This is a genomic window from Candidatus Amarolinea dominans, from assembly GCF_016704685.1.
In the GTDB taxonomy this organism is placed as follows: Bacteria; Chloroflexota; Anaerolineae; order SSC4; family Amarolineaceae; genus Amarolinea; species Amarolinea dominans.
Window position 1 is genome coordinate 58,217 of the sequence record NZ_JADIZS010000005.1, and the last position, 25,405, is coordinate 83,621.

Annotated in this window: 17 protein-coding genes; 13 read left to right on the forward strand and 4 right to left on the reverse strand. The window is 63.0% G+C overall.

Annotated elements, in window-relative coordinates:
- Nucleotides 1-112 precede the first annotated feature (112 nt).
- The 5 genes from IPF85_RS04560 (at nt 113) to IPF85_RS04580 (ending at nt 13,986) form a co-directional block, all read left to right on the forward strand.
- Nucleotides 113-2,077 (forward strand): hypothetical protein, encoded by a 1,965-nt coding sequence (locus IPF85_RS04560; RefSeq protein WP_343406879.1) that lies wholly within the window; start codon nt 113-115, stop codon nt 2,075-2,077.
- A 68-nt stretch (nt 2,078-2,145) separates the two neighbouring features.
- Nucleotides 2,146-3,105 carry a cytosolic protein gene (locus tag IPF85_RS04565; protein WP_343406880.1) on the forward strand — a complete coding sequence of 320 codons (960 nt, stop codon included), beginning with the start codon at nt 2,146-2,148 and terminating at the stop codon, nt 3,103-3,105.
- Nucleotides 3,106-3,347: 242 nt separating this feature from the next.
- A complete protein-coding gene (locus IPF85_RS04570; RefSeq protein WP_343406881.1) occupies nt 3,348-5,090 on the forward strand; it encodes a fatty acid CoA ligase family protein in 1,743 nt (580 codons plus the stop codon).
- Between the two features lie 92 nt (nt 5,091-5,182).
- Nucleotides 5,183-7,747, forward strand: a complete 2,565-nt coding sequence (locus IPF85_RS04575; RefSeq protein ID WP_343406882.1) for a transglycosylase domain-containing protein — start codon at nt 5,183-5,185, stop codon at nt 7,745-7,747.
- A 53-nt stretch (nt 7,748-7,800) separates the two neighbouring features.
- On the forward strand, nt 7,801-13,986 hold the full coding sequence (locus IPF85_RS04580) for an Ig-like domain-containing protein (protein ID WP_343406883.1): 6,186 nt from the start codon (nt 7,801-7,803) through the stop codon (nt 13,984-13,986).
- 61 nt (nt 13,987-14,047) lie between these two features.
- Here the strand turns inward: IPF85_RS04580 and larC are convergent, their stop codons facing one another.
- The 4 genes from larC to IPF85_RS04600 are packed head-to-tail and all read right to left on the reverse strand — an operon-like array spanning nt 14,048 to nt 17,832.
- Entirely contained in the window at nt 14,048-15,244 is a 1,197-nt protein-coding gene (gene larC / locus IPF85_RS04585; RefSeq protein WP_343406884.1) for a nickel pincer cofactor biosynthesis protein LarC, read from the reverse strand.
- Nucleotides 15,245-15,300: 56 nt separating this feature from the next.
- Nucleotides 15,301-15,795, reverse strand: a complete 495-nt coding sequence (locus IPF85_RS04590; RefSeq protein ID WP_343406885.1) for an NUDIX hydrolase — start codon at nt 15,793-15,795, stop codon at nt 15,301-15,303.
- 7 nt (nt 15,796-15,802) lie between these two features.
- Nucleotides 15,803-16,816 carry a uroporphyrinogen decarboxylase family protein gene (locus IPF85_RS04595; protein WP_343406886.1) on the reverse strand — a complete coding sequence of 338 codons (1,014 nt, stop codon included), beginning with the start codon at nt 16,814-16,816 and terminating at the stop codon, nt 15,803-15,805.
- Nucleotides 16,817-16,827: 11 nt separating this feature from the next.
- On the reverse strand, nt 16,828-17,832 hold the full coding sequence (locus IPF85_RS04600; protein WP_343406887.1) for a Uma2 family endonuclease: 1,005 nt from the start codon (nt 17,830-17,832) through the stop codon (nt 16,828-16,830).
- 421 nt (nt 17,833-18,253) lie between these two features.
- Between IPF85_RS04600 and IPF85_RS04605 the strand changes: the two genes are divergently transcribed.
- The 8 genes from IPF85_RS04605 to IPF85_RS04640 all read left to right on the forward strand — a co-directional run bounded on the left by IPF85_RS04605 (nt 18,254) and on the right by IPF85_RS04640 (nt 25,404).
- The gene (locus tag IPF85_RS04605) at nt 18,254-18,634 is read left to right on the forward strand and encodes a response regulator (protein ID WP_343406888.1); all 381 of its coding nucleotides are present in this window, start codon (nt 18,254-18,256) and stop codon (nt 18,632-18,634) included.
- Between the two features lie 108 nt (nt 18,635-18,742).
- Complete coding sequence (locus tag IPF85_RS04610) at nt 18,743-19,162, forward strand: response regulator (protein WP_343406889.1); 420 nt, start codon at nt 18,743-18,745, stop codon at nt 19,160-19,162.
- 121 nt (nt 19,163-19,283) lie between these two features.
- Nucleotides 19,284-19,760 carry an NAD(P)H-dependent oxidoreductase subunit E gene (locus tag IPF85_RS04615; protein ID WP_343406890.1) on the forward strand — a complete coding sequence of 159 codons (477 nt, stop codon included), beginning with the start codon at nt 19,284-19,286 and terminating at the stop codon, nt 19,758-19,760.
- Between the two features lie 41 nt (nt 19,761-19,801).
- Nucleotides 19,802-21,049, forward strand: a complete 1,248-nt coding sequence (nuoF, locus tag IPF85_RS04620; protein WP_343406891.1) for an NADH-quinone oxidoreductase subunit NuoF — start codon at nt 19,802-19,804, stop codon at nt 21,047-21,049.
- Between the two features lie 50 nt (nt 21,050-21,099).
- Nucleotides 21,100-21,492, forward strand: coding sequence for a response regulator (locus IPF85_RS04625; RefSeq protein ID WP_343406892.1), 393 nt, complete (start codon nt 21,100-21,102; stop codon nt 21,490-21,492).
- Between the two features lie 14 nt (nt 21,493-21,506).
- Nucleotides 21,507-21,986 (forward strand): ACT domain-containing protein, encoded by a 480-nt coding sequence (locus IPF85_RS04630; protein WP_343406893.1) that lies wholly within the window; start codon nt 21,507-21,509, stop codon nt 21,984-21,986.
- A gap of 27 nt (nt 21,987-22,013) precedes the next feature.
- Complete coding sequence (locus IPF85_RS04635; protein WP_343406894.1) at nt 22,014-23,534, forward strand: HAMP domain-containing sensor histidine kinase; 1,521 nt, start codon at nt 22,014-22,016, stop codon at nt 23,532-23,534.
- Nucleotides 23,535-23,865: 331 nt separating this feature from the next.
- Nucleotides 23,866-25,404, forward strand: a complete 1,539-nt coding sequence (locus IPF85_RS04640) for an AAA family ATPase (protein WP_343406895.1) — start codon at nt 23,866-23,868, stop codon at nt 25,402-25,404.
- Nucleotide 25,405: the final 1 nt, after the last annotated feature.

Below are 25,405 nucleotides of genomic sequence, written 5' to 3' on the forward strand. Positions count from 1 at the left end.
CAGGACCATAGCTTGAGGCCGGCTGGCCATCGGTTTTTATTGACACCATTGACATCGGAAGCCACCGCCGGCTTCCGATGTTTTGTTTTTCTGCACAGAAAGGCGCTTGCTCATGAATACGCTTCCCATTGTCAAGATGACTCTCTACAAACATGGCGTCGGTTTTTATCAGCGCCGGGGCACAGTGGACACCGACACTTCATCCACTGCCTCCACTGCCTCCACTGCCTCCACTGCCATGGCTTCTTTGCAGTTCCGCAGGGACGAGATGAACGACATCCTCAAGAGCCTGACCGCGTTCACCGTGGGCGGCGGCCAGGTGCTCGGCATGGATTACGCCACGCCGGAGGATAAGGCCGCGCTCCTGGCCCGCTCGTCCATTCAACTCTCGGACGGCGCCAGCCTGCGCGATCTGCTGCGCGATGTGCGCGGCCGCGCGGTCGAAGTGATCACAGCCGGTGAAACCCTGGCCGGTATCGCGGTGGGCGTGGACCTACCCGGCAAGCGTGAGCCGCTGACCGCTACGCTCCTCTCGATTTTTGTTCCCGGTCAGGCCGCGGTGCGCACCCTTCCCGTCAGCGATATCCGCCAACTGAACCTGGTGGACGCACGCGCCGCCGGCGACCTGGCCTATTTTCTCGACACCAGCCTGATGGAGGACGAGAAGCGCTCGGTCACGGTGCGCCTGGCGCCTGGCCCCTCTGACCTGGTCGTCAGTTACATTGCGCCTAGCCCCATCTGGCGGGTCAGCTATCGCCTGGTAGCCGATGAGCAGGACGGCAAGCCGCTGAGTCTTTTGCAGGGGTGGGGGCTGTTCGACAACACCTTCGATGAAGATCTGGAAAATGTGCATCTGACCTTTGTGGCCGGGATGCCGGTCAGCTTTATTTACGATCTCTACACGCCCTTTACCCCGGAGCGGCCGGTGGTCAGGGAAGAGGCGCGCGCGGTGGCGCGGCCGGTGGAATTTGCTGAGGCGTTGTCATCTCCCCCGCCCGCGATGCGCGGTGTGCGTGCCCTGGGCCGCACGATGATGGCCGATGAGCGGCAAGCGCCGGCGCCTGCCGCCAAGATGAGCGCAGCCGATCTTTCTCAATCTACCGTGGTGGCGGCAACAGGCCAGGCGCAAGGCGAATTCTTCAGCTACGTGGTGGCCAACCCGGTGACGGTCAAGCGCGGGCGCTCGGCGATGGTGCCGATTCTGCAGGCGCAGCCGGCCCTACGCAAGGAGCGCATCTACAATGGTTGCAAGCACCCGCTGAACCCCGTCATTACCGCGCGTTTCAAGAATGAGACCGGCTTGACCCTGGAGCGCGGGCCATTGACGGTGGTGGAGGCCGGCGAGTACGCGGGCGAGGCCATGCTTCCCTTCACCGCGCCCGGCGGCGAAATCTTCCTGGCTTACGCGGTTGACTTGGGCGTCAAGGTGACGGAGGAGACGACCAACGAGCAGTTGCTGGTTTCGGTCAACATCGCCAATGGGCTGCTTTCCTTGCAGGAATATCAGATCCAGCGCGTCACCTACCGCGTCGAGAACCGCAACGACCAGGCGGTCAACGTGACCCTGGAGCACCCGCGCCTGGCCAACTACACCCCGTTCGACACGCCTGACCCGGTCGAAACCACGGCCGATGCCTATCGTTACTTGGTGCAGGTCAAAGCGCACAGCGTGGCCGTGTTTACGGCCGCCCAGCGCCGCTTGGTGGCGCGGCGGGAAGAGGTTCGCAATCAACGCTTCGATACCCTGCAACGCTGGCTGCGCGACCATCTGCTCGATCAAGCCGCCTTCGATCGCATCAAGGCGATCCTGGCGCTGCACGATCGCCTGGCTGAGCACGAAACGAGCGTGCGCAAGAACGAGACGAACCGTCAGGCCATCTTCAATCAGCAGAAGGTGGTGCAGGGTAACCTGGGGGCGCTCAAAGAGCAGGGCGAGGAAGGCCAACTGCGCGGTCGCTACGTGCGTACGCTGAACCAACTGGAGGATCAGTTGGCGCAGCTCAAGACCAGCGACGACGAACTGGCCGCGGCCATCGCGCGCACCAAGGCGGAGATTGACAAAGCGCTGGCGGGATGATTGCCTGCGTTGTGGGTTGCATGGGACGATCTTGATGTGCTATACTCTGAGCGCGGAAAGAGGTGGCTGTGACAGGAGCAACGAAAGAGCTACAGGCCGATTACGATACCCCCTGGAAAGACGTGCTGGAGACCTACTTCGAGCAGTTCACGAACTTCTTCTTTCCTGCGGTCTGGGCAGGCATTGACTGGGATAAGGGGTACGAATTCCTGGACAAGGAACTGCAGAAGGTGGTGCGTGACGCGGTGTTGGGGCGGCGTATCGGCGATAAGCTGGTACGAGTTTGGCAGGCGGACGGGCAGGAAGCGTGGGTATTGATCCACATCGAAGTGCAGGGACAATACGAACCTGCGTTTGCGGAGCGGATTTACGTGTACAACTATCGCCTGTTCGACCGTTACCAACGGCGAGTGGCGAGCCTGGTGGTACTGGCGGACCGCAGCGCAACCTGGCGCCCCAATGAATATGGATACGACCTATGGGGCAGCAGAGTGGCGTTTCACTTTCCGGCGGTGAAGTTGTTGGATTACGCCGCCCACTGGGGCGACCTGACCGCAAGCAAGAACCCTTTTGCCACCGTGGTGATGGCGCACTTGAAGGCGCAAGAGACAAGAGACGATGTTCAACAACGCAAGATGTGGAAGCTGGCACTGATTCATCAGCTCCATGAGCGAGGGGTCGAACGGCAGGAAATCCTGAACCTGTTTCGCTTTATTGACTGGGTTCTTGCATTACCAGATGCTGTCGAGGCCGATGTGTGGCAGGAGATTGCAGCCTATGAGGAGGAACGACACATGACTTATATCACAAGCGTTGAGCGCATCGGAATGCGTAGGGGATTGGAGCAGGGATTGCACGAGGGATTTGAGCAGGGCATGCAGCAGGGCATGCAGCAGGGCATGCAGCAGGGCATGCAGCAGGGCATGCAGCAGGGCATGCAGCAGGGCATCCAGCAGGGCATGCAGCAGGGGAGGCGACAGGGTTACGCCAAGGGCTGCTGGCCGGTATTGAACTGGGACTGGAACTGAAGTATGGTAGCGAGGGCATCGCTTTGCTGCCAGACATCTATCGAATCGAGGATGTTGGCATCTTGCGCGCGCTACACGAGGGACTCAAGGTCGCGCCAACGCTCAGCGAATGGCAGCGTGTTTATCGCGCCAGCACATTGGCGCTGCCAGCCCAGGGTGAAAAGCAGACATAGTGCCCTTTCGGTAGGGAATCCGTCGGCTGCGCGGACCAGTGGTTGTGGAGGTGGACATCGAGAGTGGCGGTGCAGGAGATCAGTTCGAACGATTGCAGCAGCGGGCAGCGCGTCCGCCAAGAACCCGACCGTGAGCACAACCTGGCGACCCACCTGCGCCATTGGGCACAACAGCAACCACAGAAGCCAGCGGTCATCTTCGTGGCGCGGCGTCAGGTTGATGGTCGCCCTGTCTACGCCACGCGCACCTACGCCGACCTGGAAGCGCTGACCGACGCTTATGCCCACGGGTTGGCCGCGGCTGGCGTGCAACAGGGCGTTCGCACCCTGCTGTTTGTGCGCCCGGGCCTCGATTTGCTCCTGATTGCCCTGGCCTTGCTCAAGATCGGGGCCTTGCCGATTTTCATTGATCCCACGGTTGGTTTTCGCCGCCTGCTCACTTGCGTGGCCGAGGCGCAGCCGCAGGCCGTCATCGGCATCCCCCTGGTGCATGCAACGCGCCTGGCCGCGCCGCGGGCGTTCCGCTCTGTCCGCACCTGGATCACCGTCGCGCGCCGCTGGCCTGGGCGCTTTGGTCTGCCGCACATGAATCGGCCACAACCGCAGCCATTTCCTCTGGCCTCTGTCGCCCCGCACGACCCCGTGGCGGTGACATACACCACCGGCAGCACCGGCCTGCCCAAGGGCGCCATTTACACAACCAGCATGTTCGCCGCTCTGCTGGCACAATTGGGCGATCTGTTCGGCGCGCGGGCCGACGACATTGACCTCGCCGCTTTTCCGCTCTTTGCCCTGTTCGATATCCTGCTCGGCCTCACCGCCGCCCTGCCCGACCTGGATGTCACGCGGCCGGCGCAGGTCAACCCGGCGCGCCTCGTGCAGATGATTCACGACCAGCGGGTCACCCTGGCCTTCGGCTCCCCCGCGCTCTGGGAACCGGTCACGCGCTACTGCCAGGCGCAGCAGATCACCCTGCCCACGCTGCGTCGCGTCCTGATGGCCGGCGCCCCGGTCCGCGCCTCGCTGCTGGCACGCTTCCGCGGCCTGCTGGCGCCGGGCGGCGACACCTGCACTCCCTACGGCGCCACCGAAGCTCTGACGATGACCGCGCCGTTAGGCGCGGAAATTCTGGCGGCCCGCGCTGCCCGCCCTGGGCCGATCCACGGCACCTGTGTGGGGCGAGCGGCGCCGGGCATCGAATTGGCGATCATCCGCATCACCGACGCGCCGCTGGCGGCCTGGGATCAGGCGCTGCGGCTGCCGCCCGGACAGGCGGGGGAAATCGTTGTACGCGGTCCCGCCGTCTCTGTGGCCTATTTTCAGCGCCCGCAGGCCGACCGCCTGGCGAAAATTCCAGCTGCTGAGGGCACGTGGCACCGCACCGGCGATGTCGGTTATCTTGATGAGCAGGGGCGGGTGTGGTTTTGTGGCCGCAAGGCCGATCGGCTGGAGTGGCCCGCTGGCTCGCCGCTGTTCAGCGACCCCGTCGAAAACGTGTTCAATCAGCATCCACGGGTTTATCGTTCGGCGCTGGTGCCCGGTCCGTCGGACAGAGACGCTCCCGCAGGCGGACCGCAGCCCGTCATCTTGATCGAGCCGCTGCCAGGGCATTTCCCACGCACGGTCCAGGCCCGTGCTCAGTTTGTCGCGGAACTCCGTACACTTGGGGTCCGGTTTGTTCTGACATCTCGATTGACCAGCTTCGCTTTCCACCCTGGCTTTCCAGTTGACCGCCGCCACAATGCCAAGATTTTCCGCGACCGCCTGGCGCGGTGGGTGGCGCGGCGTCCGTTTGCCATCACTCGTTCATGAGGTGGCCGTAGGAACCAAACCCAAGCGTGGCACGTTTTGTTTGACGATGAGACCACCCCACGTCTGGTTTGGGATTCAGGAATTTTTTGCTGATGACACAACGTTTGCGACTTGCCTTCAAATTGATGATCTTCTTTTTGCTCACGGCCCTGCTGACGGCCGGGGTGATCTACGCCATCTTTCTGGCCGATCTACCCGGGCCAGGAGCGGTGGCGCAGCGCGTGCAGCGGCCATCCACGCTGATCCTGGACCGCCACGGCCGCCTGTTGTACGAGGTGATTGACCCCAGCGGCAGCAAGCAGGCGTCGGTGCCCCTGGCTGACATGCCGCTGGCCTGTCGCCAGGCCGCCGTGGCCACTGAGGACAAGCACTTCTACCAGCATCCAGGCGTTGATCTCAGCGCCATCGCCCGTGCGCTGTGGCAAAATACCCAGGCCGGTGAAACGGTCAGCGGCGCCTCGACCATCACGCAGCAGGTGGCCCGCAATTTGCTGATGAGCGCAGAGGAGCGCTACGAGCTTTCCCTGCGTCGCAAGCTGCGTGAAGCCTGGCTGGCCTGGCGTCTGGAGCAAGCCTACAGCAAGGATCAACTGTTGGCGCTCTACCTCAATCAAGTTTACTTTGGCAACTTTGCCGTCGGATTGGAGGCGGCCAGTCAGGCCTACTTGGGCGCGTCGGCCCGTGAGTTGGACACTGCCCAGTGCGCCCTGCTCATCGGCCTGCTGCAGTCACCCGCGCGCTACAATCCGTTGCTGGATGCTGGCGCCGCGCGCAAGCGCCAGGCCACGGTGCTCAGCCTGATGGTGGAACAGGGCTATCTGTCAGCCGCACAGGCTGACTTAGTCCGGCAAGAGCCGCTGCAATTCAACACCAACACGTTTCCTATCCGCGCGCCCCATTTTGTGATGTACGTCAGCAGCCTGCTCGAACAGCAGCTCGGCGTGGACGCGCTGCGCCAGGGCGGCCTGCGCGTCACCACCACTCTCGATCTTGACTGGCAGCAGGAGGGGCAGGCCATCGTGCAGCGCCGCCTGCGCCAACTCAAGGAGGATCGCCGGGCGCCGCTCAGCCGCCGCGTGGACAACGCCGCATTGGTGGCGCTCGATCCGCAGACCGGCGAGATTCTGGCCCTGGTCGGCAGCCCCGACTACTTCGATGATCGTATCCAGGGCAATGTCAACGCGGCCTTGAGCCTGCGTCAGCCCGGTTCCGCGATCAAGCCGTTGACTTACGCTGCCGCGTTCGACCCGGCTCGTGCGCAGGCGGCCGGCCGCGCGCCGCTCAATCCAGCCACGCTGGTGGCTGACGTGCGCACCGTTTTTCCCACGCGTGAGGGCGAGCCGTATGTTCCATTGAACTACGATCTCGATTTCCACGGCCCGGTGCTGCTGCGCGATGCCCTCGGCAATTCGTTCAACATCCCCGCGGTCAAGGTTCTGCAATTCATCGGCGTGCCGGCGTTGGTGGATCAGGCGCAGCGCCTGGGCATCTCCTCGTTCGTGCAGACGGATGCCCTGGGCCTGGCCCTGACCCTGGGCGGAGGCGAAGTGCGCCTGCTCGAGTTGACCGCCGCGTACGGCGCTTTTGCCAGCGGCGGCCGCCGGGTGTCGCCGGTTGCCATTCTGAAGATCGAGAACCGCGACGGTCAGGCCCTGCCGGGCATGGGGCCAACCGGGCCAGGCGCGCAAGTGCTCAGTCCACAGGTGGCCTACCTGATCACCGACATTCTGAGCGATAACGAGGCGCGCGTGCGCACCTTTGGCCGCAACAGCCTGCTGCGCCTTTCGGGCAACCGGCCGGCCGCAGTCAAAACGGGGACCACCACTGATTGGAAGGATAACTGGACGGTGGGATATACTCCAGATTTGGTGGTTGGTGTGTGGGTGGGCAACGCGGACAACGCCTCGATGATCGGCGTCAGCGGGGTCACCGGCGCGGCGCCCATCTGGCACGATTTTATGGAGACGGTGCTGCACAACACCCCGGCTCAAGATTTCGAGCGCCCCCCAGGCCTGGTGGAGATGGAGATTTGCAGCGATTCGGGCCTGCTGCCCACCGACCTGTGCCCCTATCGGCGCCAGGAGATTTTCATCGCCTGTCCCGGCCAGGCGTGCGCGCCCACGCAGGCCGACACCATGCACCAACGCATCAGCCTGGACGGCCGCACTATGCAGCGGGCCACGCCCGAGACACCTCCCGCGTATCGCCTGGACAAGGTCTTCTGGGCGTTGCCACCGGAGTTGCAGGAATGGGCGCGAGCGCACGACATCGCCCAGCCGCCGCCGCTGGCAGAGATCGTCCTACCAGCGCAGACTGCGGCCTTACCTGCGGGAGGTCGCATGGCCCCTGGTCGCGACGCCACCCTGGCAAGCGGCGTGAGCTTGACCCTGACCAGCCCGGACCCCGCACGCGTCTATCGCCTGAGCCGCGCCGCGCCCGCGGACACACAGCAGATCGAGATTGCCGCGCAGAGCGCCCTCCCGCTGCGTGAGCTGACCTTGACCGTGAACGGTCGCCCCCTGTGGCAGCAGCAAGCCACCTACGCCAGCGCCTGGTGGCAATTGCAGGCGGGCGAGTACACGTTCCAAGCCATTGGGATCACAACCGCTGGCGAAACGATTCAGAGTGCGCCGATCACGATCACGGTGATTGGCTGATCTATCGAGAAACCCGGTTTCTGAACGGGTTCTGAGCCGAGGAGAAGGAAGTCATGAGATTCAAGCAAACGCCAAAATCGCAACTCGTCAATCTTGTTTTTCTGGTCTTATTGGTCGTGGGGCCGCTGCTCAGCGCCTGTGCGCAGCCGACGGCGACCCTACCGGCGCCGCGCGACGCGACGCCGCAACCGATCAGCAGCCCCATTCCATTGAAGCTCACGCCGCCGGTCGTCACACCGGAAGCAACGGCTGTGCCCCTGCCGCCCACTGTGGTGGCGGTGCAGCCGGAACGCGGCGAAGAACAGCCACTCGATGCCTCGGTGCGCATCACATTCGACCAGGCTATGGATCCGACGGCCACGCAGACCTCCTTCCAAATCATGCCGGAAGCGCCTGGTTCCACCGAGGTGATGGGTAACACCCTGGTCTGGACGCCGGGCAAATCGTTGGCGCGTGCCACGCGCTACGACATCACCGTGGCGGGCGCCAAGAGCAGCGCCGGCCTGGCCATGAATCAGCCGGTGCAGTTTCGCTTTGTCACCGTGGGCTACCTGGAAGTGACGAGTACCAATCCGGCCAACGGTGCGCAGGACATTGCCACCGACACCGGCATCACGCTGGTCTTCAACCGGCCCGTTGTGTCGCTGACCAGCGTGGATCAGCAGAAGGACCTGCCGCAGCCGTTGACGTTTACACCGGCGATCAAGGGCAGCGGACGCTGGATCAACACCAGCGTCTACAGCTTCAAGTCAGACCTGCCTCTGCTGGCGGCTACGACCTACTCGGTCAGCGTGACCAGCGCGTTGACCGACACCACGGGCGGCGTCCTGGCCGAGCCATTTGCCTGGAGCTTCACCACGACCAACCCGATGGTGCAGCAGGTGACGCCGGAGGCAAACGCCAGCGCCATTCTACCGTCGCAGACCTTCTCCATCACCTTCAGCCAGCCGATGGATCAGGCCAGCACGCAGACGGCCTTCAGCCTGGTGAGCAAGCAGGGCGCGGCGACCGGCAAGTTCACCTGGACCGAAAACAGCCGCGAGTTGAACTTCAAGCCAGACTCCGCGTTGACCTTTGGCGCTGTCTACACCCTGACGGTCACGACCGATGCGCAGGCCTTTGGCGGCATTGGCGCTCTGCGGTCGCCGGTCATCGCGTCGTACCGGGTCATCGCCTTGCCTGCGATCCTGAAGACCGAACCGCAGAATGGCGAGACCAACCTGAACCCGGTGGGCGCGGTGCAAATTTACTTCACCGGCGCCATCAGCGAGGCAACGGTTGCCAACGCGGTGACGATTACGCCCATTCTCACCACCACGCAGGTCGTCACCTACTTCAATTCCTATGAGAATCGCCTCTTTGTGACCTGGCCGTGGGAGGCCCGCACCGCCTACACCGTGACCCTCAAGGGCACCGTGGGTGACAACTACGGCCACACGCTCGGCAGTAACCTGGTGTTGACCTTCACGACCGGCGATTTCAACCCGTTTGTGCAGTTGAACGTGGCCGGGCCGGTCGGCACCTACAACGCCTACACCCGCACCGTCGCCAGCATTCTGCACCGCAACATTAGCAACGTTGACTTCGCCTTGTACAAGCTGAGCGAGACCCAATTCCTGCGCCTGACCGGTGAAAACAGTTGGGAGACGCAACGCACGGCGCGCCAGGACAAAAAGGATCTGCTGCGCCAGTGGCGCGTGCAGCCACCATCCGAGCGCAATCGTTCGCAGGTGTGGTTCGAGCCGCTGGTGTTGGACGGCAACCAGCCCCTGGCGCCAGGCCTCTACTACCTGGTCGTGACCTCGCCGGAGGCGCCGGTCAAGCCACCGGCAGACGGGCAAAGCCCGGAAGCGCCCGGCCAGATCATCGCGGTTTCGCGCTACAACGTTTTCATCAAGTCATCGCCGCGTGACAGCCTGGTCTGGGTCACTGATCTGAAGACGGGACAACCCGTGGGCGAGGCGCCGGTGCGTCTGCTTGATGAGAGGGGTTTGAGCAAATCCGGGGTCACTAATGCCGATGGTGTCTATACGGCCACCCTGGAGACACGCGATGTTTACCGCCCGCTGCTGGCGCTTGTGGGCCAACCGGGTCAGGACAACTTCGGCGTAGCCAATACGCGCTGGACCGACGGCATTGATCTGTGGAACTTTGGCCTGAATGGCCTCTATGGCGAAACCTACGTCGCGCCGTACACCGCCTATCTCTACACCGACCGCCCCATCTATCGTCCGGGGCAGACGGTTTACTTCAAGGGCATCATTCGCCTGGACAACGACGCCCGCTATCGTCTGCCGGACCTCAAGCAGGTTCCGATCGTCATCACCGATCAGAATGGCAACGAGGTCTTCCGCCGCACCCTGGCGCTGAATCCACTGGGCACCTTCGATGGCGAACTGAAGCTGGCCGATGAGGCTGGCCTGGGCTATTACAGCGTGAATGCCCAGCTCAGCCCTGATTTTGGCAGCAGCACGGCGTTCCAGGTGGCGGAGTATCGCAAGCCAGAGTACGAGATGAGCGTCAATGCCGGCCAGCCGGAGTATCGCCAGGGCGACACCATCACCGTGACAGCCCAGGCCAACTACTTCTTTGGCGGCGCGGTCAAGGATGCCAGCGTGCGCTGGACGCTCTTCAGCACCGATGCCTATTTTGATTACAAGGGCGAAGGCAACTACAGTTTCAGCGACATCACCACGTGGGAGCGATTGCAAACCAGCGGGCCTTACGGTGAGCGCATCGCGGAGGGGACCGGCAAGACAGACGCGCAGGGGCGCTTCGTGATCAGCGTGCCGGCGCAAAACCCCAAGGCGAAACAGAGTCAACGCTTCACCTTCGAGATCGCCCTGATGGATTTGAATAACCAGGAGGTCTCCGGTTCCACCAGCGTGGTCGTGCATCTGGCCGACTTCTATATCGGTGTGATGCCTGCGGACTATGTAGGCCTGGCCGGCAAGGCAATGGATGTCAATCTGATCACGGTTGACCCCGACAGTCAGCCGGTGCCCAGCGTGCCATTGACGGTCACCGTGGCCAAGGCGGAGTGGTTCAGCGTACAGGAGCGCGATGACAGCGGACGCTTCTTCTGGACCAGCAAGGTCAAAGAGACACCGGCCTTCACGGCGACGGTCACGACCGGCCCCGACGGCAAGGCGATAGCCTCGTGGAAGCCGGCCCAAGGCGGGCAGTACCTGGTGCGCGCGGCGGCTGTGGATGCCCGTGGCCGGCCGGTGCGCAGCGCGGCGTTCCTGTGGGTCAGCGGCAGTCCCAACGAGTATGTGAGCTGGCGGCGTGAGAATAACGACCGCCTGGAGTTGATCCTGGACAAGCAGAGCTATCAGCCGGGCGATGTCGCACGCGTGCTTGTGCCGTCGCCGTTCGAGGGTGAAGCCCTGGCGCTGCTCACGGTGGAGCGCGGCCGCACCTACACCCATCAACTGCTCACGCTCACCTCCAACAGCACAACGGTCGAAGTGCCGATTGAACCGATCTTCGCGCCCAACGTGTTCATCTCGGTGATGCTGGTCAAGGGGCAGGACGCGTCCGACGCGTCCAATGAACTGGCGCAGTTCCGCCTGGGCTATTCCCCGCTCGTGCCGGTCTCCACGGGCCAGCAGCAGATCAAACTGAGCATCATCCCCAGCGCGACCAACCTCGGTCCGCGCGACACGGTCAGTTTCACCGTGCAGGCGCTCGACTACCTGAGCAAGCCGGTGCAGGCCGAGGTGTCCCTGGCCCTGGTGGACAAGGCGGTGCTGGCTCTGGCCGATCCGATGGCGCCGCCCCTGCTCGAAGCCTTCTATCGCCAGCGCGGGCTGGGTGTGCTGACCGCGGCCACCCTGGTGCTGAACATTGATCGCATCAACCAACAGCAAGCCCGCGGCACCAAGGGCGGCGGTGGCGGCGGCGGCGATGGTGGATTGATGCTTGTGCGCTCGGAATTCCCGGATATCGCGCTCTGGCGCGCGGATGTGATGACCGGCGCGGATGGCACGGCCACCGTCAGTGTGCGCCTGCCAGATAATCTGACGACCTGGCGCATGGTGGCTAAGGCGGTTTCGGCTGACACGGCCGTGGGCGAGGGCCTGGCCGATGTGCGGGTTTCGCGGCCGCTGCTGGTGCGGCCGGTGCTGCCGCGCTTCTTCGTGGCCGGCGACCAGGCCGAGATTGCGGTGATTGTCACCAACAACACCGATGAAGCACAGAAGACCGATGTCAGCCTGTCGGCGCAGGGGCTGGAACTGGGCGCCGCGCCGCAGCAAACGGTGGACGTACCCGCACAGGGCGTGATCAAGTTGCGCTGGCCTGTGACCGTGCAGCCGGGCGATGAGGTTACGATCAAATTCACGGCCCTGGCCGCCACGCTGAACGACGCAGTGCAGATCAAGCTGCCGGTCTACCGCTACACCACGTCGGAGGTGGTCGGGACCTCGGGTCAAGTTGACCAGGGCGTCGGCCGCCTGGAATCCATCATGCTGCCGCCCAACGCGATCAAGGACCAGGGCGAGCTGTTGCTCAAGCTGGAGCCATCGCTGGCGGCTGGCATGCAGAGCGGCCTGAACTTCCTGGAGCACTATCAGTATGAGTGTACCGAGCAGACCCTGAGCCGCTTCCTGCCGAATGTCATGACCTACCGCGCGCTCAAGCAGTTGGGTATTGACCGGCCCGAACTGGCTAAGGCGCTGCCATCGCAGGTGGCGGTTGGCCTGCAACGCCTCTACAACCGTCAGAACGTGGATGGCGGCTGGGGCTGGTGGACGGCCGAGGAGAGCAACCCGTTTGTGAGCGGTTATGTGGTCTTTGGCCTGGTGCAGGCGCGTCAGGCCGGCATCGCCGTGGATAGCACTGTGCTGGAGCGCGGCCTGCGCTTTGTGGAGCGTCAGCTCAAGGCGCCCAAGGACCTGGCCGGCTATGAGACCAATCAGCAGGCCTTCCTGCTCTACGTCTTGGCCGAGGGCGGTCGCGGCTCGGTGGGGCGCACGGTCGCGCTGTTCGAGGCGCGTGAGCGCCTGGCAAACTACGGCAAGGCCTACCTGGCCCTGGCCTTGAGTGCGCTGGATACGGCGCAAAGCGCGGGCACGCCGCCCACGCCGGCCCCGCTTTTCACCACCACCGTCACTGTGACGGTGCCGACGGTGCAGCCGACCCCCGCTGGGCAAAACCCCGATGCGCCCGCGAATACGCCCGCGCCTACGGCGCTGCCGGAGCCGACGGCTGCCGTCACCAGCAGTCTGCGTGCGCTGGCCGCCACCCTGCTGGACGATCTGCGCGGGGCCGCCATCGAGAGCGCCACCGGCGCCCATTGGCAGGAAACGAACGTGGACTACTGGACGATGAACACCGACATCCGCAGCACGGCGATCATCCTGTCAACGTTTGCCCGGCTGCGGCCCGAAGATGCCATTGGCCCCAACGCGGTGCGCTGGCTGATGACGGTGCGCAAGGCTGGCGCCTGGGAAACGACCCAGGAGACCGTCTGGTCCATTCTGGCCCTGACCGATTGGATGGTGGCAAGCGGTGAGTTGAAGGGTAACTACTCGTACCGGGTGGCCTTCAACGGAGAGTCGCTGGCCGAGGGCGCGGTCAGCCCGCAAACGGTAGATCAAGCGGTAACGCTGCGCCGGGATGTCACTGAGATGTTCAATGACCGGGCCAACGCGCTGACCTTCGAGCGCTACACCAGTGGGGAGCAGACGGGCGAAGGGCGCTTGTATTACTCGGCGCATCTGCGCTACTTCCTGCCGGTGGAGCAGATTCAGGCGCGCGACCGTGGCATCTCCATCCATCGCGAGTATCGCCTGGAAAACTGCGGGCAGAAGGACGCTGAAACCTGCCCGCTCATCTCCGCCGCCAACGTCGGGGATGTGATCGCCGTCAAGCTGACGCTGGTGGTGCCGAACGATCTGCACTACGTGGTCATCGAGAACCCGCTGCCGGCCGGTGCGGAGGCGGTTGACACCAGCCTGAAGACGACGCGGCCGAGTGCGCAGGGGCCGGAGTTGCAGCCAGAGGAAAGCAGCGACGGCTGGTACTTCTGGTTGCCCAGCCACAGTGAGCTGCGCGATGAGAAAGTGGCGCTCTTTGCCACCTATCTGCCGCGCGGCACCTACACCTATCGTTACCAGATGCGAGCCAGCCTGCCGGGTCGTTTCCTGACGCTGCCGGCCACCGGCTATGAAATGTACTTCCCAGATGTGTGGGGACGCAGCGATGGGAGCGTGTTCGAGGTGAAGCAGCAGTAGGCGGGGCGTGAATGGCTCCCAATCTCACGGCTGGTGGGGTTGGGAGCCTTTTTTTTGCGCATCACGCTTTGGCGCTGGCGGCCTGATAGACGGTACGCAGCGGCACGCCGTGCTGCGCGGCCAGGGCCTGACAATCCTCATACTCAGGCGCGGCCTTGCGTTGACCATTGGGAAGATGAGCGATCTTGACTCGCACCGGTCCCCACGGCGTTTCTACCTGCTCGATTGTGCGCGGCAGGCACAGGCGCTCGATCTCCTGGCGGCGCAGACCCAGGCTGGTCGTTTCCTGGAGGATCAGCTCGGTGATCCGGTCAGCCTGACCTGCTGCGCACAGCGCGGTCAGCAGCGTGGCCGGGCGTCCCTTCTTCATGTAGATCGGCGTCAGCCAGACATCGAGCGCGCCGGCGGCAAACAGACGCTGGCTGACGTAGCCGAAGATTTCCGGGTTCATGTCGTCAATGTTTGTTTCCAGCAGCAGCAGGCGGTCTGCCTGATAGGCCGCCTCTGTGCTGACCGCGGCGGCTGGCGCTTCATCTGTCTCGCCCAACACCAGGCGCAAGAGGTTGGGATAGGGCATGTCACGCTGTCCGGCGCCAAAACCGGTGGCATGCACAGTCATCGGCGGGTAGGGGCCAAACTCGTCTGCCAACTCGGCCAGCAGCGCGGCGCCCGTGGGTGTGACCAGTTCGCCGGTCACATCGCGATCTCGCACCGGGATGCCGCGGCCGGCCAGGAGTTGCACCACGGCCGGCGCCGGCACCGGCAGCAAACCATGGGCCGCCCGCACAAAACCGTGCCCTAACGGCAGCGGTGAGGCCACGATGCGCTCCACGCCCAGCAGATGCAAGCCCGCCACGGCCCCCACGATATCTACGATGCTGTCCAGTGCGCCCACCTCGTGAAAGTGAACATGCGCGATGTCACTGCCATGCACGGCCGCCTCGGCCGCAGCCAGGCGCCTGAAGACCGCCGTCGCACGTTCGCGCACCACCTCATCCAGATCGCTGGCCGCCAGCAGGGCCAGAATGTCATCCAGATGGCGATGCGGCAGGTCGGCGGTCTCATCTACCAGCACCTTGACCTGTGTCCCGGCAATGCCCTGCTTGGTGACGCGAGCCACGTCCAGACGCCAACCGGGTACCTTGAGGCCGTTGAGCGCCCTCTGCAGATCAGCCACCAGCAGACCGGCGTCGAGCAACGCGCCAAGCGTCATGTCGCCGCTGATGCCGGCAAAACAGTCGAAATAGGCAACTCGCATCATCAATTCCCTGTGATTTTGGAGTGGGGGCGGTTGCGCAGCGCCGCGCGATGGGATCAGATCGCGGCCAGCCACTGGGCCAGCACGGTGCGCGTGCTCTCGAAGGCGAGATCGGCGGGAATGGCGGCCGGCGCAAACCAGGCGGCATCGCTCACATCATCGCCCGGTCTCACCGCGCCATCGCTCACGGGTCGCGCCGCGTAGGTGATGACAATGCCGCCCCCCTGGGGCATCGGGAAAATTTCCAGCAACTCGGTGATCTCGATGCGCACCCCCGTCTCCTCCTCGACCTCGCGACCGGCGGCCGCCTGCGGCATCTCATCGCAGTCCATGAAGCCGGCCGGTAGGGACCAGAAGCCGATTTGCGGCACCACCGCACGCTTGACGAGCAAAACCCGGTCGTGGTCGGTGACCAGTACCGCGACGGCCACCCTGGGATTCTGAAAATGGATGAAGCCACAGGCCGGGCAGTGCGGACGCTCGCGGCCGAAGAGCGGGACCCATGACAGCGGTTGGGAACAGCGTGGACAGAAGCGATAGGAGACATGCATCGCGGCGCTAGTCCTGCATGCGGTGCGCGGCCGGGCGGTGGGACGGCATGGTTTCAACCGCCTGGCGCAAGGCACGGAGGTTGGCCGCGGGCGCGGTGATGGGCGCCACGCAGCCGGTGCCCAGGATGAAACGCTGTCCGCCGGTCTGCACGCAGGCATCGAGCGCCTCAGCCCTGATCTGCGCCGGCGCGCCGCGCAACAGGGTGTCCCATTGGCGGATACCGCCGATGACGGCGCCAGGAAAGCGGGTCAGCGCGGTGGTCAGGTCCGGCCAGGTTTCGCGATCGTGCCAGTTGATGGCCTGCACCGGATAGTCCGCCACGTCATCGAAATAGACATCGGCGCCATGCAGGTGCAGCACGTTGAACCAACCCGCGGGGAGGGCTTGTAGAATTTGCAGATCGAAGGGGCGTCCGAAGACCGCATACTCGGCCCTGGACATCTGATGCGCGGAGGCGTGTTGCACGGCGTAGAAGATGCCGCCGACGCCAATCGTGGTCAGCGATTCGATGTGGCGCAGGCTGTTGGCGGTCAGCGTGGCCAGCGCAACCTGCACCGCCTGTGGATGCAGACGCAGAAGGGGCAACAGGCGTCTGCCTGCCAGCTTTTTCAGTTGCGACAGCGGGCTGAAAATCGTTTGCAGCACGGTGGCATCAGGGTCAACCGCGCTGCAGATCTGCTGCAATGCTCGGCGCGCCAGCGCGTAACTTCCGGTCATCACGTCGAGCAGCGCCAGCGCGGTCAACTCCTCGGCCTGCGCCACGGGGAAGCTGACATAATCACGGGTACCTTCCTCGTTGCCACGCCAGGCCGTCTGCACGCCGTAGTCGTCCACCATGAACGTGCTGGCTGGGGTCACTTTGAGAAAGTCCCAGTCGTGCAACCGCTGAAAATGGATGTGCGCGGCGGCCAGGTCGTCTGCATCCTGGTCATCGCCGGGAAAATGACGCCACAGCGCCACGGGCGGCCGATCTACGGGCTGGCCGTTGTACGCCGCGGCCAGGCGCTCGCGTTTGTTCATGGTCTGTCAGTTCACCCTGCCGCGCTATAAGGCCGCGGCGCAGAATCGGATTCGAGGGTCATCGCCAGCCATTCGGCGCATGTGGCGGCCGTTTCGACGCCGGTTTGCAGGCGCAGCAGTTGTTCATCGCTCAGTGCAGCCAGGGTTGCCGGCAGGTCGGCGGGAACTTCCGCGCCAAAACGCAGTCGAGCCAGGGTGGGCAACAGCGCGCGCAGCGCCCGACTTTCACCTTCGGCGATGCCCTGCGTCTTGCCTTCGGCGATGCCCTGCGCCTTGCCTTCGGCGATGCCCTGCGCCTTGCCTTCGGCCACCCATTTGACAGCCACTTCGCCCGCCAGGGTCTTGGCTGAAACCCGTTCCTCGAACAGATCGCCCAGGCGCCGCCGCCAGCCGGGAATCAGAGGTTCACAAGTAAGCATGTCATCCGTGCGCAGATGGGCGGGCCGATCGGGCTGTTCTGCGCGATAGACCCAAACCTCCCGCTTCTTGTCGTCAACGTCCCACACGATGCGGGTCCCGTTGGCGAAATAAAAGGAGCGCTTGAATATCTCCTGAGTGCGCCGATTCGACGGCGACCGCACTTCGACCACCAATTCAGGGCTTCCGATCAGGGTCGGGCGCAGCAGTGGCCCCATGGGTACTGCGGTTGCCATTCGCTTCCAAGAGATGAGCGCCACATCCGGTTTCACCACGCTGCCATTCGATAGCACGCACTCTGTCTGGTCCCCAAGCACCTGACCAAAGCCAGCTTCGCGTGCGGCCAGGTCGAGGGCGCTCCCCAGGTTGCTTACGAAGCGTCGTTCGTAAAGATCGGTCATTTCTTGTCGCACCAGCCAGCCGTTCAACAGCTCAACCGGCTCCTCCTCCAGAATGAATGCCACCTCATCCAGCGTGTAAGGCCCTGGTGGCCGGGCAAAGGCTTCGCCGATGTCGCGCGGCCATCCCCTGCCGCTGTCCAATTGCGGCTTGCGTGTTCTGGCGCGCGGTCGTGTCATGGTCTGAGTCGCTAAGGTCATGGTTCTTTCCTCATGCAGGTAGGACGCACAATGGTGCATCCATGCGGCGCATCATACCCCAAATGACCCTCTGTGTCAACCCGACCTTGCGAGAGCGCCACAGGCTGGGAGCGCGGGTGTCCCGCCTGCAGCGCTGCCAGGCGCTCATGTTCCCAACGTGTGATGCTGACACAGGGCAGCGGGCAATAAAAAAGGGTCTCCAAGACCCGTGCTCCCGGAGACCCCAACATCCCTCACCGCCAAATCTGTGCCCCCCCGGGCGCCATTGCCCGACGATGGAGGTGAAAGATGTGCAGGATGCCTGCTCACGGGTGATTGTACCAGATGGCACAATGTCAGCCTATGACGCAAGTCATATCGGATGGCCTCGATCTGGTGTAAACTAAGCCAGAATCCTGTTTGACATTGATTGGAGGCGACAATGGCGTCGGCGACAATTTTGGTTGTAGATGATGACCCCGATTTTGTCGAGATTATGCGCACGATCCTGGTCAGCCGCGGCTATCGTGTCATTACGGCTGCTAACGGCGCGCAGGCGCTGCGACAGGTGGCTGAAGCCCAGCCGGACCTGATGATCCTGGACATCATGATGTCAACGGCCCTGGATGGCTACAACGTCAGTGAAACGCTGGCCGCCGATCCCCAGTCGCGTTTCTTACCCATCATCATGGTTTCTTCGATTGCCGAAACACCCCACGCCGGTCTGTTTCCCCTGGAAGATCGCCTGCACATGGATGCCTGGCTCAGCAAACCGGTCAACCCAGGTGAGTTGCTGCGCAAAGTGGAAGAGCTGCTGGCCTAGTGCAGTTGGGCGTAAGTGATCCGCTGGTTCGTAGTAGCGACTTCAGTCGCTGCATGGCCGCGAAAACGACTAAAGTCGTCACTACAAACTGAAAGCAAAGAGATTGCCATGGCGTCTCCACAGATTCTTGTGATTGACGATGACAGCGATTTCCGGGAGTACCTCCGCATCATTCTGGAATCGCATGGCTATCGTGTACGTTGCGCCGGCAACGCGCGCGAAGGCGCGGCCGCCGTGGAGAGTGAGCGCCCTGATCTCATCATCCTGGATGCCATGATGTCCTATGCCTTCCAGGGATTGAGCCTGGTGCAGCAGATCCGGCAAGATGCCCGTCTCGATGCCGTGCCCCTACTGCTTGTTTCAGCGGTGTTGCGCGAACCCGCGCACGCGCTGCTGGCCGATGTCCCGGCTAACGCCATTGATGCCTTCCTGTCGAAACCGATCGAGCCTGCGATTGTGTTGGAAAATGTCGAGCGCTTGCTCCGCCAGCGCCTGCATGCCTTCGGTCGCGTCCAGCCTGTCTCTTGACGGGCCATGACGGAGGCCGGCGCGTACAATCGTGCGCCTGTACACAGGTTGCTGGCCTGTGAAGTATGGTGAAGAGGTGATTCTGATGATGCCTGTCACGCCCAAATCTGCGGCAATGCCCATGGCGACTACCTCTCGAACGGAGATCGCCGGCCACGGCGCCCGCCTGACCGATCCTGTGCGCCAGTCCATGCTCCTGACGGCGCTCTACCTGGCCCAGGAGCGGCACGGTTATCTGACCCCGGAAGCCATCGAGGAGGTTGCCAGCCGCCTTGACCTGCCCCTGGGCCATGTTTTTTCCACGGCCACGTTTTACAGCCTGTTTCGCACGCAGCCCAGCGGTCGCTTTGTCATCCAGGTGTGTGACGGCCTCTCCTGCTACCTGCGTGATGGTGCGGACAAGGTAGCGGATTACATCGGTGGCAAACTCGGCATCCGGCCAGGAGAGACCAGCGCGGATGGGCGGGTCACCCTTGAGCGGGTGCAATGCCTGGCCTCGTGTGGAACCGCGCCTGCGCTGCGCGTCAACGATGCGCTCTATGAAAACCTGACGCCAACCAGCCTCGATGCGCTGTTGGAGCGCTTGGGCGAGAACTGACGCGGCGACGTCCTGGTCGCCGGAAATGGGAGAGACCTGCCATGTGGCAACCGATTTTGACTCGCAACATTCATCTGCCCAACTCGGAGAAGATCACCACCTACTTCGATCATGGTGGTTATCAGTCTGTGCGCAAGGCGCTGACGCTGGCTCCCGATGATGTCATTGATCTGGTCAAGCGTGCGCGCCTGCGCGGGCGCGGCGGCGCCGGTTTTCCCACCGGGCTGAAGTGGAGTTTTGTGCCCAAAGGGGCAGGCGTGACGCGTTACCTGGCCGTCAATACCGACGAGGGCGAGCCTGGCACCTTCAAGGATCGTGCCATTGTTGAACGGGATCCGCATCAGATCATCGAAGGCGTGATCATCGCGGCCTATGCCATCCAGGCGCAGCGGGCCTTTGTCTATATCCGGGGTGAATTTTTCCTGGGCGTCAAACGTTGGATCAAGGCGATCGCTGATGCCTATCAGTACGGCCTGCTGGGCAAGAATATCCTGAACAGCGGCTTCAGCCTGGACATTTCTGTACACCGCGGCGCTGGCGCCTACATCTGCGGTGAAGAGACGGCCATGATCGAGTCGCTGGAAGGCAAGCGCGGCGAACCGCGCCTGAAACCGCCCTACCCGGTGCAGGCTGGCCTGTGGGGTCAGCCCACGGTGGTGCAGAATGTGGAAACGTTGGTGAATGTACCGCACATCGTTCTCAATGGCGCCGAATGGTACGCCGCCATTGGCACGGAGAAGAGCACCGGCCCCAAGATTTTCTGTGTCAGCGGCCATGTCAATCGCCCCGGCGTGTATGAGCTTCCGTTGGGCACTCCGTTGCGCACGATCATTGATGACTACGCGGGCGGGGTCCGCCACGGCCATACAATCAAGGCCGTGATTCCGGGCGGGGTTTCAACCAACGTAGTGCTGCCGGCGCAGCTCGATGTTCCTATGTCGTTCGAGGGCCTGGAAGCCATCGGCACACAGCTCGGCACCGGCGGTATCGTCGTCATGGATGACACCACCGACATGGTTGAGGTGGCGCGGCGCACCGTCGCCTTCTTTGCCCACGAATCATGCGGTAGCTGCGTGCCCTGCAGGCTCGGCGGCTACCGGCTGTTGGAAACGCTGACCCGCTTCACGGAGCACACCGCGACCGCCGATGACATGCAAAATCTGCAGTGGCTGGCGCGGGGCATCAGCGGCATCACCTTCTGCCCGTTGGGCACCGGCATGGCAAACCCTGTCAACGCCCTGGTGCATCATTTCGATGGCGAGTTTCGCGCCCATATGCAGGTCAACTGACCGCGGCCGGGCGCACATTGACCCCTCTTGGGTTGAGCGAGGAGATTGGTATGGCGAAAATTCTGGTTGTAGATGATGACCCCGATTTTGTGGAGGTGATGCGTACCGTGCTGACGGTGGATGGACACACGGTGGTGAGCGCCAGCTCCAGTGCGGATGGCATGCGTCAGTTGGCACGCGAGCAGCCCGACCTGGTCATCCTGGATGTGATCATGTCTACCGTGCTCGACGGTCTGACGATGAGTCAGCGTATGGCCGATGATCCTGAACTCCGCCATGTGCCAATCATCATGGTGACATCCATTGCCAACACGGACTATGCCGCGCTGTTTCCCTTGTCGGACTATATCCACATTGACGCTTTCTTGTCCAAGCCGGTGAACCCACGGGAACTACGCACGAAGGTGGATGATCTGCTCACCGTCGTGTCGGTACCCGCCTGACAAACGAGGTCAGCATGAATAACAAAACGCGCATCGGTGGCATCCTCAAGAACTCAACCTTAGCCCGTATCAGCGTCATCGGGCTGCCGGATCGGCCGGGTATGGCTGCGATGATTCTGGGCGCGCTTGGAAACGCTCACATCAACGTTGAATTCATTATCCAGTGTATTGATCTCAACCAGCAGGACCACTTTGTTTTGTGCATCGAGCGCGATGATCTATCCGCGGCGCTGCGCGTGGTCGAGGCGGCCACGCGCGAGGTGCGGGCGCGCAGCATCGTGCATGACGGCCGGGCCGCCAGCATCGCCATCTTTGGCCCCGATTTTCGGGAACGTCCGGGCATTGCAGCCACGATGTTTCAGGCGCTGGCGCAGGCCGGTATCAATATCGAGGCCATCAGCACCTCCATTTCGACCGTGACCTGCATCATCTCGGAGGCGCACCTGCCGGACGCGCTGGCAGCCATTCAGCGTCATTTTGACGTGCCGGGCTAACTCCCCGCTACCGCCGGAGGAATTGCCGTGTCTGCATCGCGGGTTACAACCTTGTTTACGTCATTTCGCCAGGAGCTTGGCGACCGCATTGATTGGCTGGTAAGCTTGCGCTGGATCGCCGCCGGCGCGACCTTGCTCATCATCGCCATCAGCCATCTGCGCCTGCCCGGCGTGCTGCCTGTCTGGCGGCTGGCGGCGGCGGCGGGCGTCCTGGCCTTCTACAATTTGCTCATCTGGGGCTACCGGCGCTACTTTCTGCAAACGACGCGCAGCGACGAGGAGGTGCGCCGCGCCACCTGGCTGGTCAGGCTGCAAATCGCGCTCGACATGCTGTGCGTCACCTGGTTGCTGCACCTGGCCGGCGGCGCGGAAAATCCCTTCTACCTCTACTACCTGGTCCTGGTGGGGCTGGCCAGCGCGCTGCTGACCCAGACCGATGCCTATGGGTTCGCCGCCCTGAGCAGCCTGCTCTATGCCGGCCTCACCGCCGGCGAATACTTCGGACTGCTGCCCCATTTTCACCTGACCGGGCTGATTGACGAGGGCTTTCATCAGCGCGACACCTTTCTGATCGCCAAGGTCTTTGGCCTGATGTCAACCGCTTTCTTCCAGGCCTTCCTGATTTCCAGCATCGTGCAGCACCTGCGCCAGCGTGACCGCGAGCTGCGCGCCAGCAATCAGCAGTGCATGACCCGTTCCGAGCGCATGAAAGAATTGAATAGCCAACTGCGGCGCGCCAATGCCGAATGCAAGGCACAGCGCGACCAGTTGACACAGCTCAACGACCGCTTGAGTCAGGCCAATCAGACGCTCGAAGCCCATGCGCTTGAACTGACCGAGTTGAACCTGCGTTTGGAACAGGCCGAGGCCGCGCGCACGCAATTCACCTTACTGGTCACCCATGAGTTGCGCGCACCGGTGGCCGCCATTCAGAGCTATCTCAAGCTGATCCTGGAAGGTTATGTGCCGCTGGAGCAGCAGCGCGCGATCCTGGAGCGCGCCGAAGCCCGCGCTCTGGAGCAATTGGCGCTGATTGCCGACCTGTTGGAGTTGGGGCGTGTGCGCGAGCGGGCGCGCAGCCGGGTTGAGTTGGTCAAAACGGAAGAGGTCTTGAACACGGTGCTCGATGCCTTCCGCGGCCAGGCCCAGGATGCACAGGTCAGCCTCGAAGCCACGGTGGCGGCTGATCTGCCGGCGCTGACTGCCAACCCTGGTCAGGTGAAGAGCCTGTGGACCAATCTGATCAGTAACGCCATCAAATACACACCGGCGGGCGGCCATGTGCGCATCAGCCTGCAGGCCACGGATGGGCATCTGCTGGCCGAGGTGGCCGACACCGGCATCGGCATCCCGCTGGAAGCGCAGCCGCACATCTTCGGTGAGTTCTACCGGGCCGACAATGCCAAGTCCCTGACACGGCTGGGCACCGGCCTGGGGCTGGCGATCTGCAAGCAGATCGTCGAACAGGCCGGCGGCGACATCAGCTTTCAGTCAACGCCTGGACAGGGCACCACCTTCACCTTCCGTCTGCCCGTCAGCGATTTGTAGACCACCGGACGGGGGGGGGTTGGGGGGGGGGGGGGGGGGGGGGGGGGGGGGGGGGGGGGGAGGTGTTCCTGCTGTAAAGCCCACAATACTTCGGGTGGATACTCGATCGTCAGGGTATGAATCACCGATCCCTCCATTCGTCTGCATTGAGTCAGTAATTTCGCCTGACACGATTATAAGCCTGAAAGAATACCAGGGCAAACCAGACTGTTTCCAAGTTGTGCTGGCCTGCATTCACGCGATTCCCGTTTGACGGCAGGGCCAGTTTCGTGTATGCTTCATGCATACGTTGTTCAGTACGTTGTCCCTGCCAGCCTGGAAAGTTACGCGTATGGCCGACACCAAACACTCCTGGCGCCAGGAAATGCCCGGATTCCTGCACTTCCTGGACGAAACGCTCGATTATCGCGTCCGGCTGCACGAGGAAGTGCTCGGTTTTCACCTCTACCTCGTAGATTTTGCCGCGTGGAAGCTGCGCTTCTCTGATCGTTCACCGGTCATTTGGGTGCGCGGCCATGACTTGACCGCACTGCCTGAACGCGAACTGGCGCAAAGCCTTGCTGAACTGATCCGTCTGCGTAACCTGGCCGAACGCAACCCCATCCTGCTTGTGGACGGCGACGGCCAGGGCCTGCGCGCCGCCTTCAAGCGCAACCTGGCGCCCATCTTGCTGCTGGATCGCGCCGATCAGGTTGCCGTGCGTGAATCGCGCCGCCCCACCGGCGAACTGCTCGACCGCCTCAGCCAGCAGATGGCCCTCAGCCTCCTGACGCCCTACGAAACGAGCAAACCGGTCAGCGGTTCGCGCTTTTTTGGCCGCGACCTGGAGCTGCGCCGCATCCTGCAGGGCAGCACCAGCAACTTCGCCATCATGGGCATTCGCCGCATCGGCAAAACCTCGCTCCTGCGCGAGATCGAGCGCCGCCTGCGCGCCGACGCGCAGGAGAGCGACGATGAGCGGGCGCAGCAGCGCATCATCGTCATGGACTGCAGCGCGATCGCCTCGCCGCACGATTTCGTCCGCGAAGTGGTGCGCAAGCTGCACCCACCAGAACTGGCGCGCCTGGATAATCGGCAATTCCCGATCTTCTTCCCTGATTTTCTGCAACGCATGTCGCGTCGTTTTGGCGGTCGCTTGACCTTTCTGCTCGACGAATTCGATCCACTCCTGGCCTGGCACTACACCGATGGCGCGCTGCTCCACGCCCTGCGCGCCTCCAGCAACCTGGAGCACTGTCGCTACATCATCGCCGGTTTCCGTGATCTCATGCGTGCGGGCAACAGCCTCGACTCCCCTCTCTACAACTTCGCCAAAGACATCCGGCTCCGGGAAATGAGCCGCGAGCAGGCGGGCGAAATGATCACCGGCCCGCTGGAAAAGCTGCGTGTCCGTTTCGAACAGCGCAGCGAAATTGTCAATCGGGTCTATGACGAGACCGCCGGGCAGCCCAACCTGATTCAATTCTACTGTCAGGCGCTGGTTGAGCGCCTCGATCAGGAGAACAGCCGGGTGTTGACGCCGGCCTACCTGACCGATGTGTATGCCAACGAAGACTTTCGCACCTTCGTGCTGGGTACCTTCATGGACAACACCACACATCTTGAAAAAGTGATCGCCTTTGCCATCATGGCCGAGTATGGGGGCGAGCGCACCTTCGACCTGGAAGCCATAGATGCCGCGCTGACGCAGTGCCAGGTGAATACGCGGGTGCTCGACATTGAACAGGCCTGCCGCAACCTGGAAATGGCCGGCACTTTTGCCGCCAGCGGCCGTGAGTATCGTTTTGCTACCCCCGTGTTCCCACGTGTGCTGACGGAGAAATATGATCCCCATTTCTTGCTTCGCAAACTCCAGCGCGAGGGGCTGTAAC

Bases quoted from the DNA above. Each gene is read 5' to 3' on its own strand.
- IPF85_RS04625 (WP_343406892.1), top strand. From the start codon at position 21,100: ATGGCGAAAATTCTGGTTGTAGATGATGACCCCGATTTTGTGGAGGTG.
- IPF85_RS04575 (WP_343406882.1), top strand. From the start codon at position 5,183: ATGACACAACGTTTGCGACTTGCCTTCAAATTGATGATCTTCTTTTTG.
- IPF85_RS04605 (WP_343406888.1), top strand. From the start codon at position 18,254: ATGGCGTCGGCGACAATTTTGGTTGTAGATGATGACCCCGATTTTGTC.
- nuoF (WP_343406891.1), top strand. From the start codon at position 19,802: ATGTGGCAACCGATTTTGACTCGCAACATTCATCTGCCCAACTCGGAG.
- larC (WP_343406884.1), bottom strand. From the start codon at position 15,244: ATGCGAGTTGCCTATTTCGACTGTTTTGCCGGCATCAGCGGCGACATG.
- IPF85_RS04600 (WP_343406887.1), bottom strand. From the start codon at position 17,832: ATGACCTTAGCGACTCAGACCATGACACGACCGCGCGCCAGAACACGC.
- IPF85_RS04610 (WP_343406889.1), top strand. From the start codon at position 18,743: ATGGCGTCTCCACAGATTCTTGTGATTGACGATGACAGCGATTTCCGG.
- IPF85_RS04640 (WP_343406895.1), top strand. From the start codon at position 23,866: ATGGCCGACACCAAACACTCCTGGCGCCAGGAAATGCCCGGATTCCTG.
- IPF85_RS04630 (WP_343406893.1), top strand. From the start codon at position 21,507: ATGAATAACAAAACGCGCATCGGTGGCATCCTCAAGAACTCAACCTTA.
- IPF85_RS04590 (WP_343406885.1), bottom strand. From the start codon at position 15,795: ATGCATGTCTCCTATCGCTTCTGTCCACGCTGTTCCCAACCGCTGTCA.
- IPF85_RS04580 (WP_343406883.1), top strand. From the start codon at position 7,801: ATGAGATTCAAGCAAACGCCAAAATCGCAACTCGTCAATCTTGTTTTT.
- IPF85_RS04595 (WP_343406886.1), bottom strand. From the start codon at position 16,816: ATGAACAAACGCGAGCGCCTGGCCGCGGCGTACAACGGCCAGCCCGTA.
- IPF85_RS04560 (WP_343406879.1), top strand. From the start codon at position 113: ATGAATACGCTTCCCATTGTCAAGATGACTCTCTACAAACATGGCGTC.
- IPF85_RS04615 (WP_343406890.1), top strand. From the start codon at position 19,284: ATGGCGACTACCTCTCGAACGGAGATCGCCGGCCACGGCGCCCGCCTG.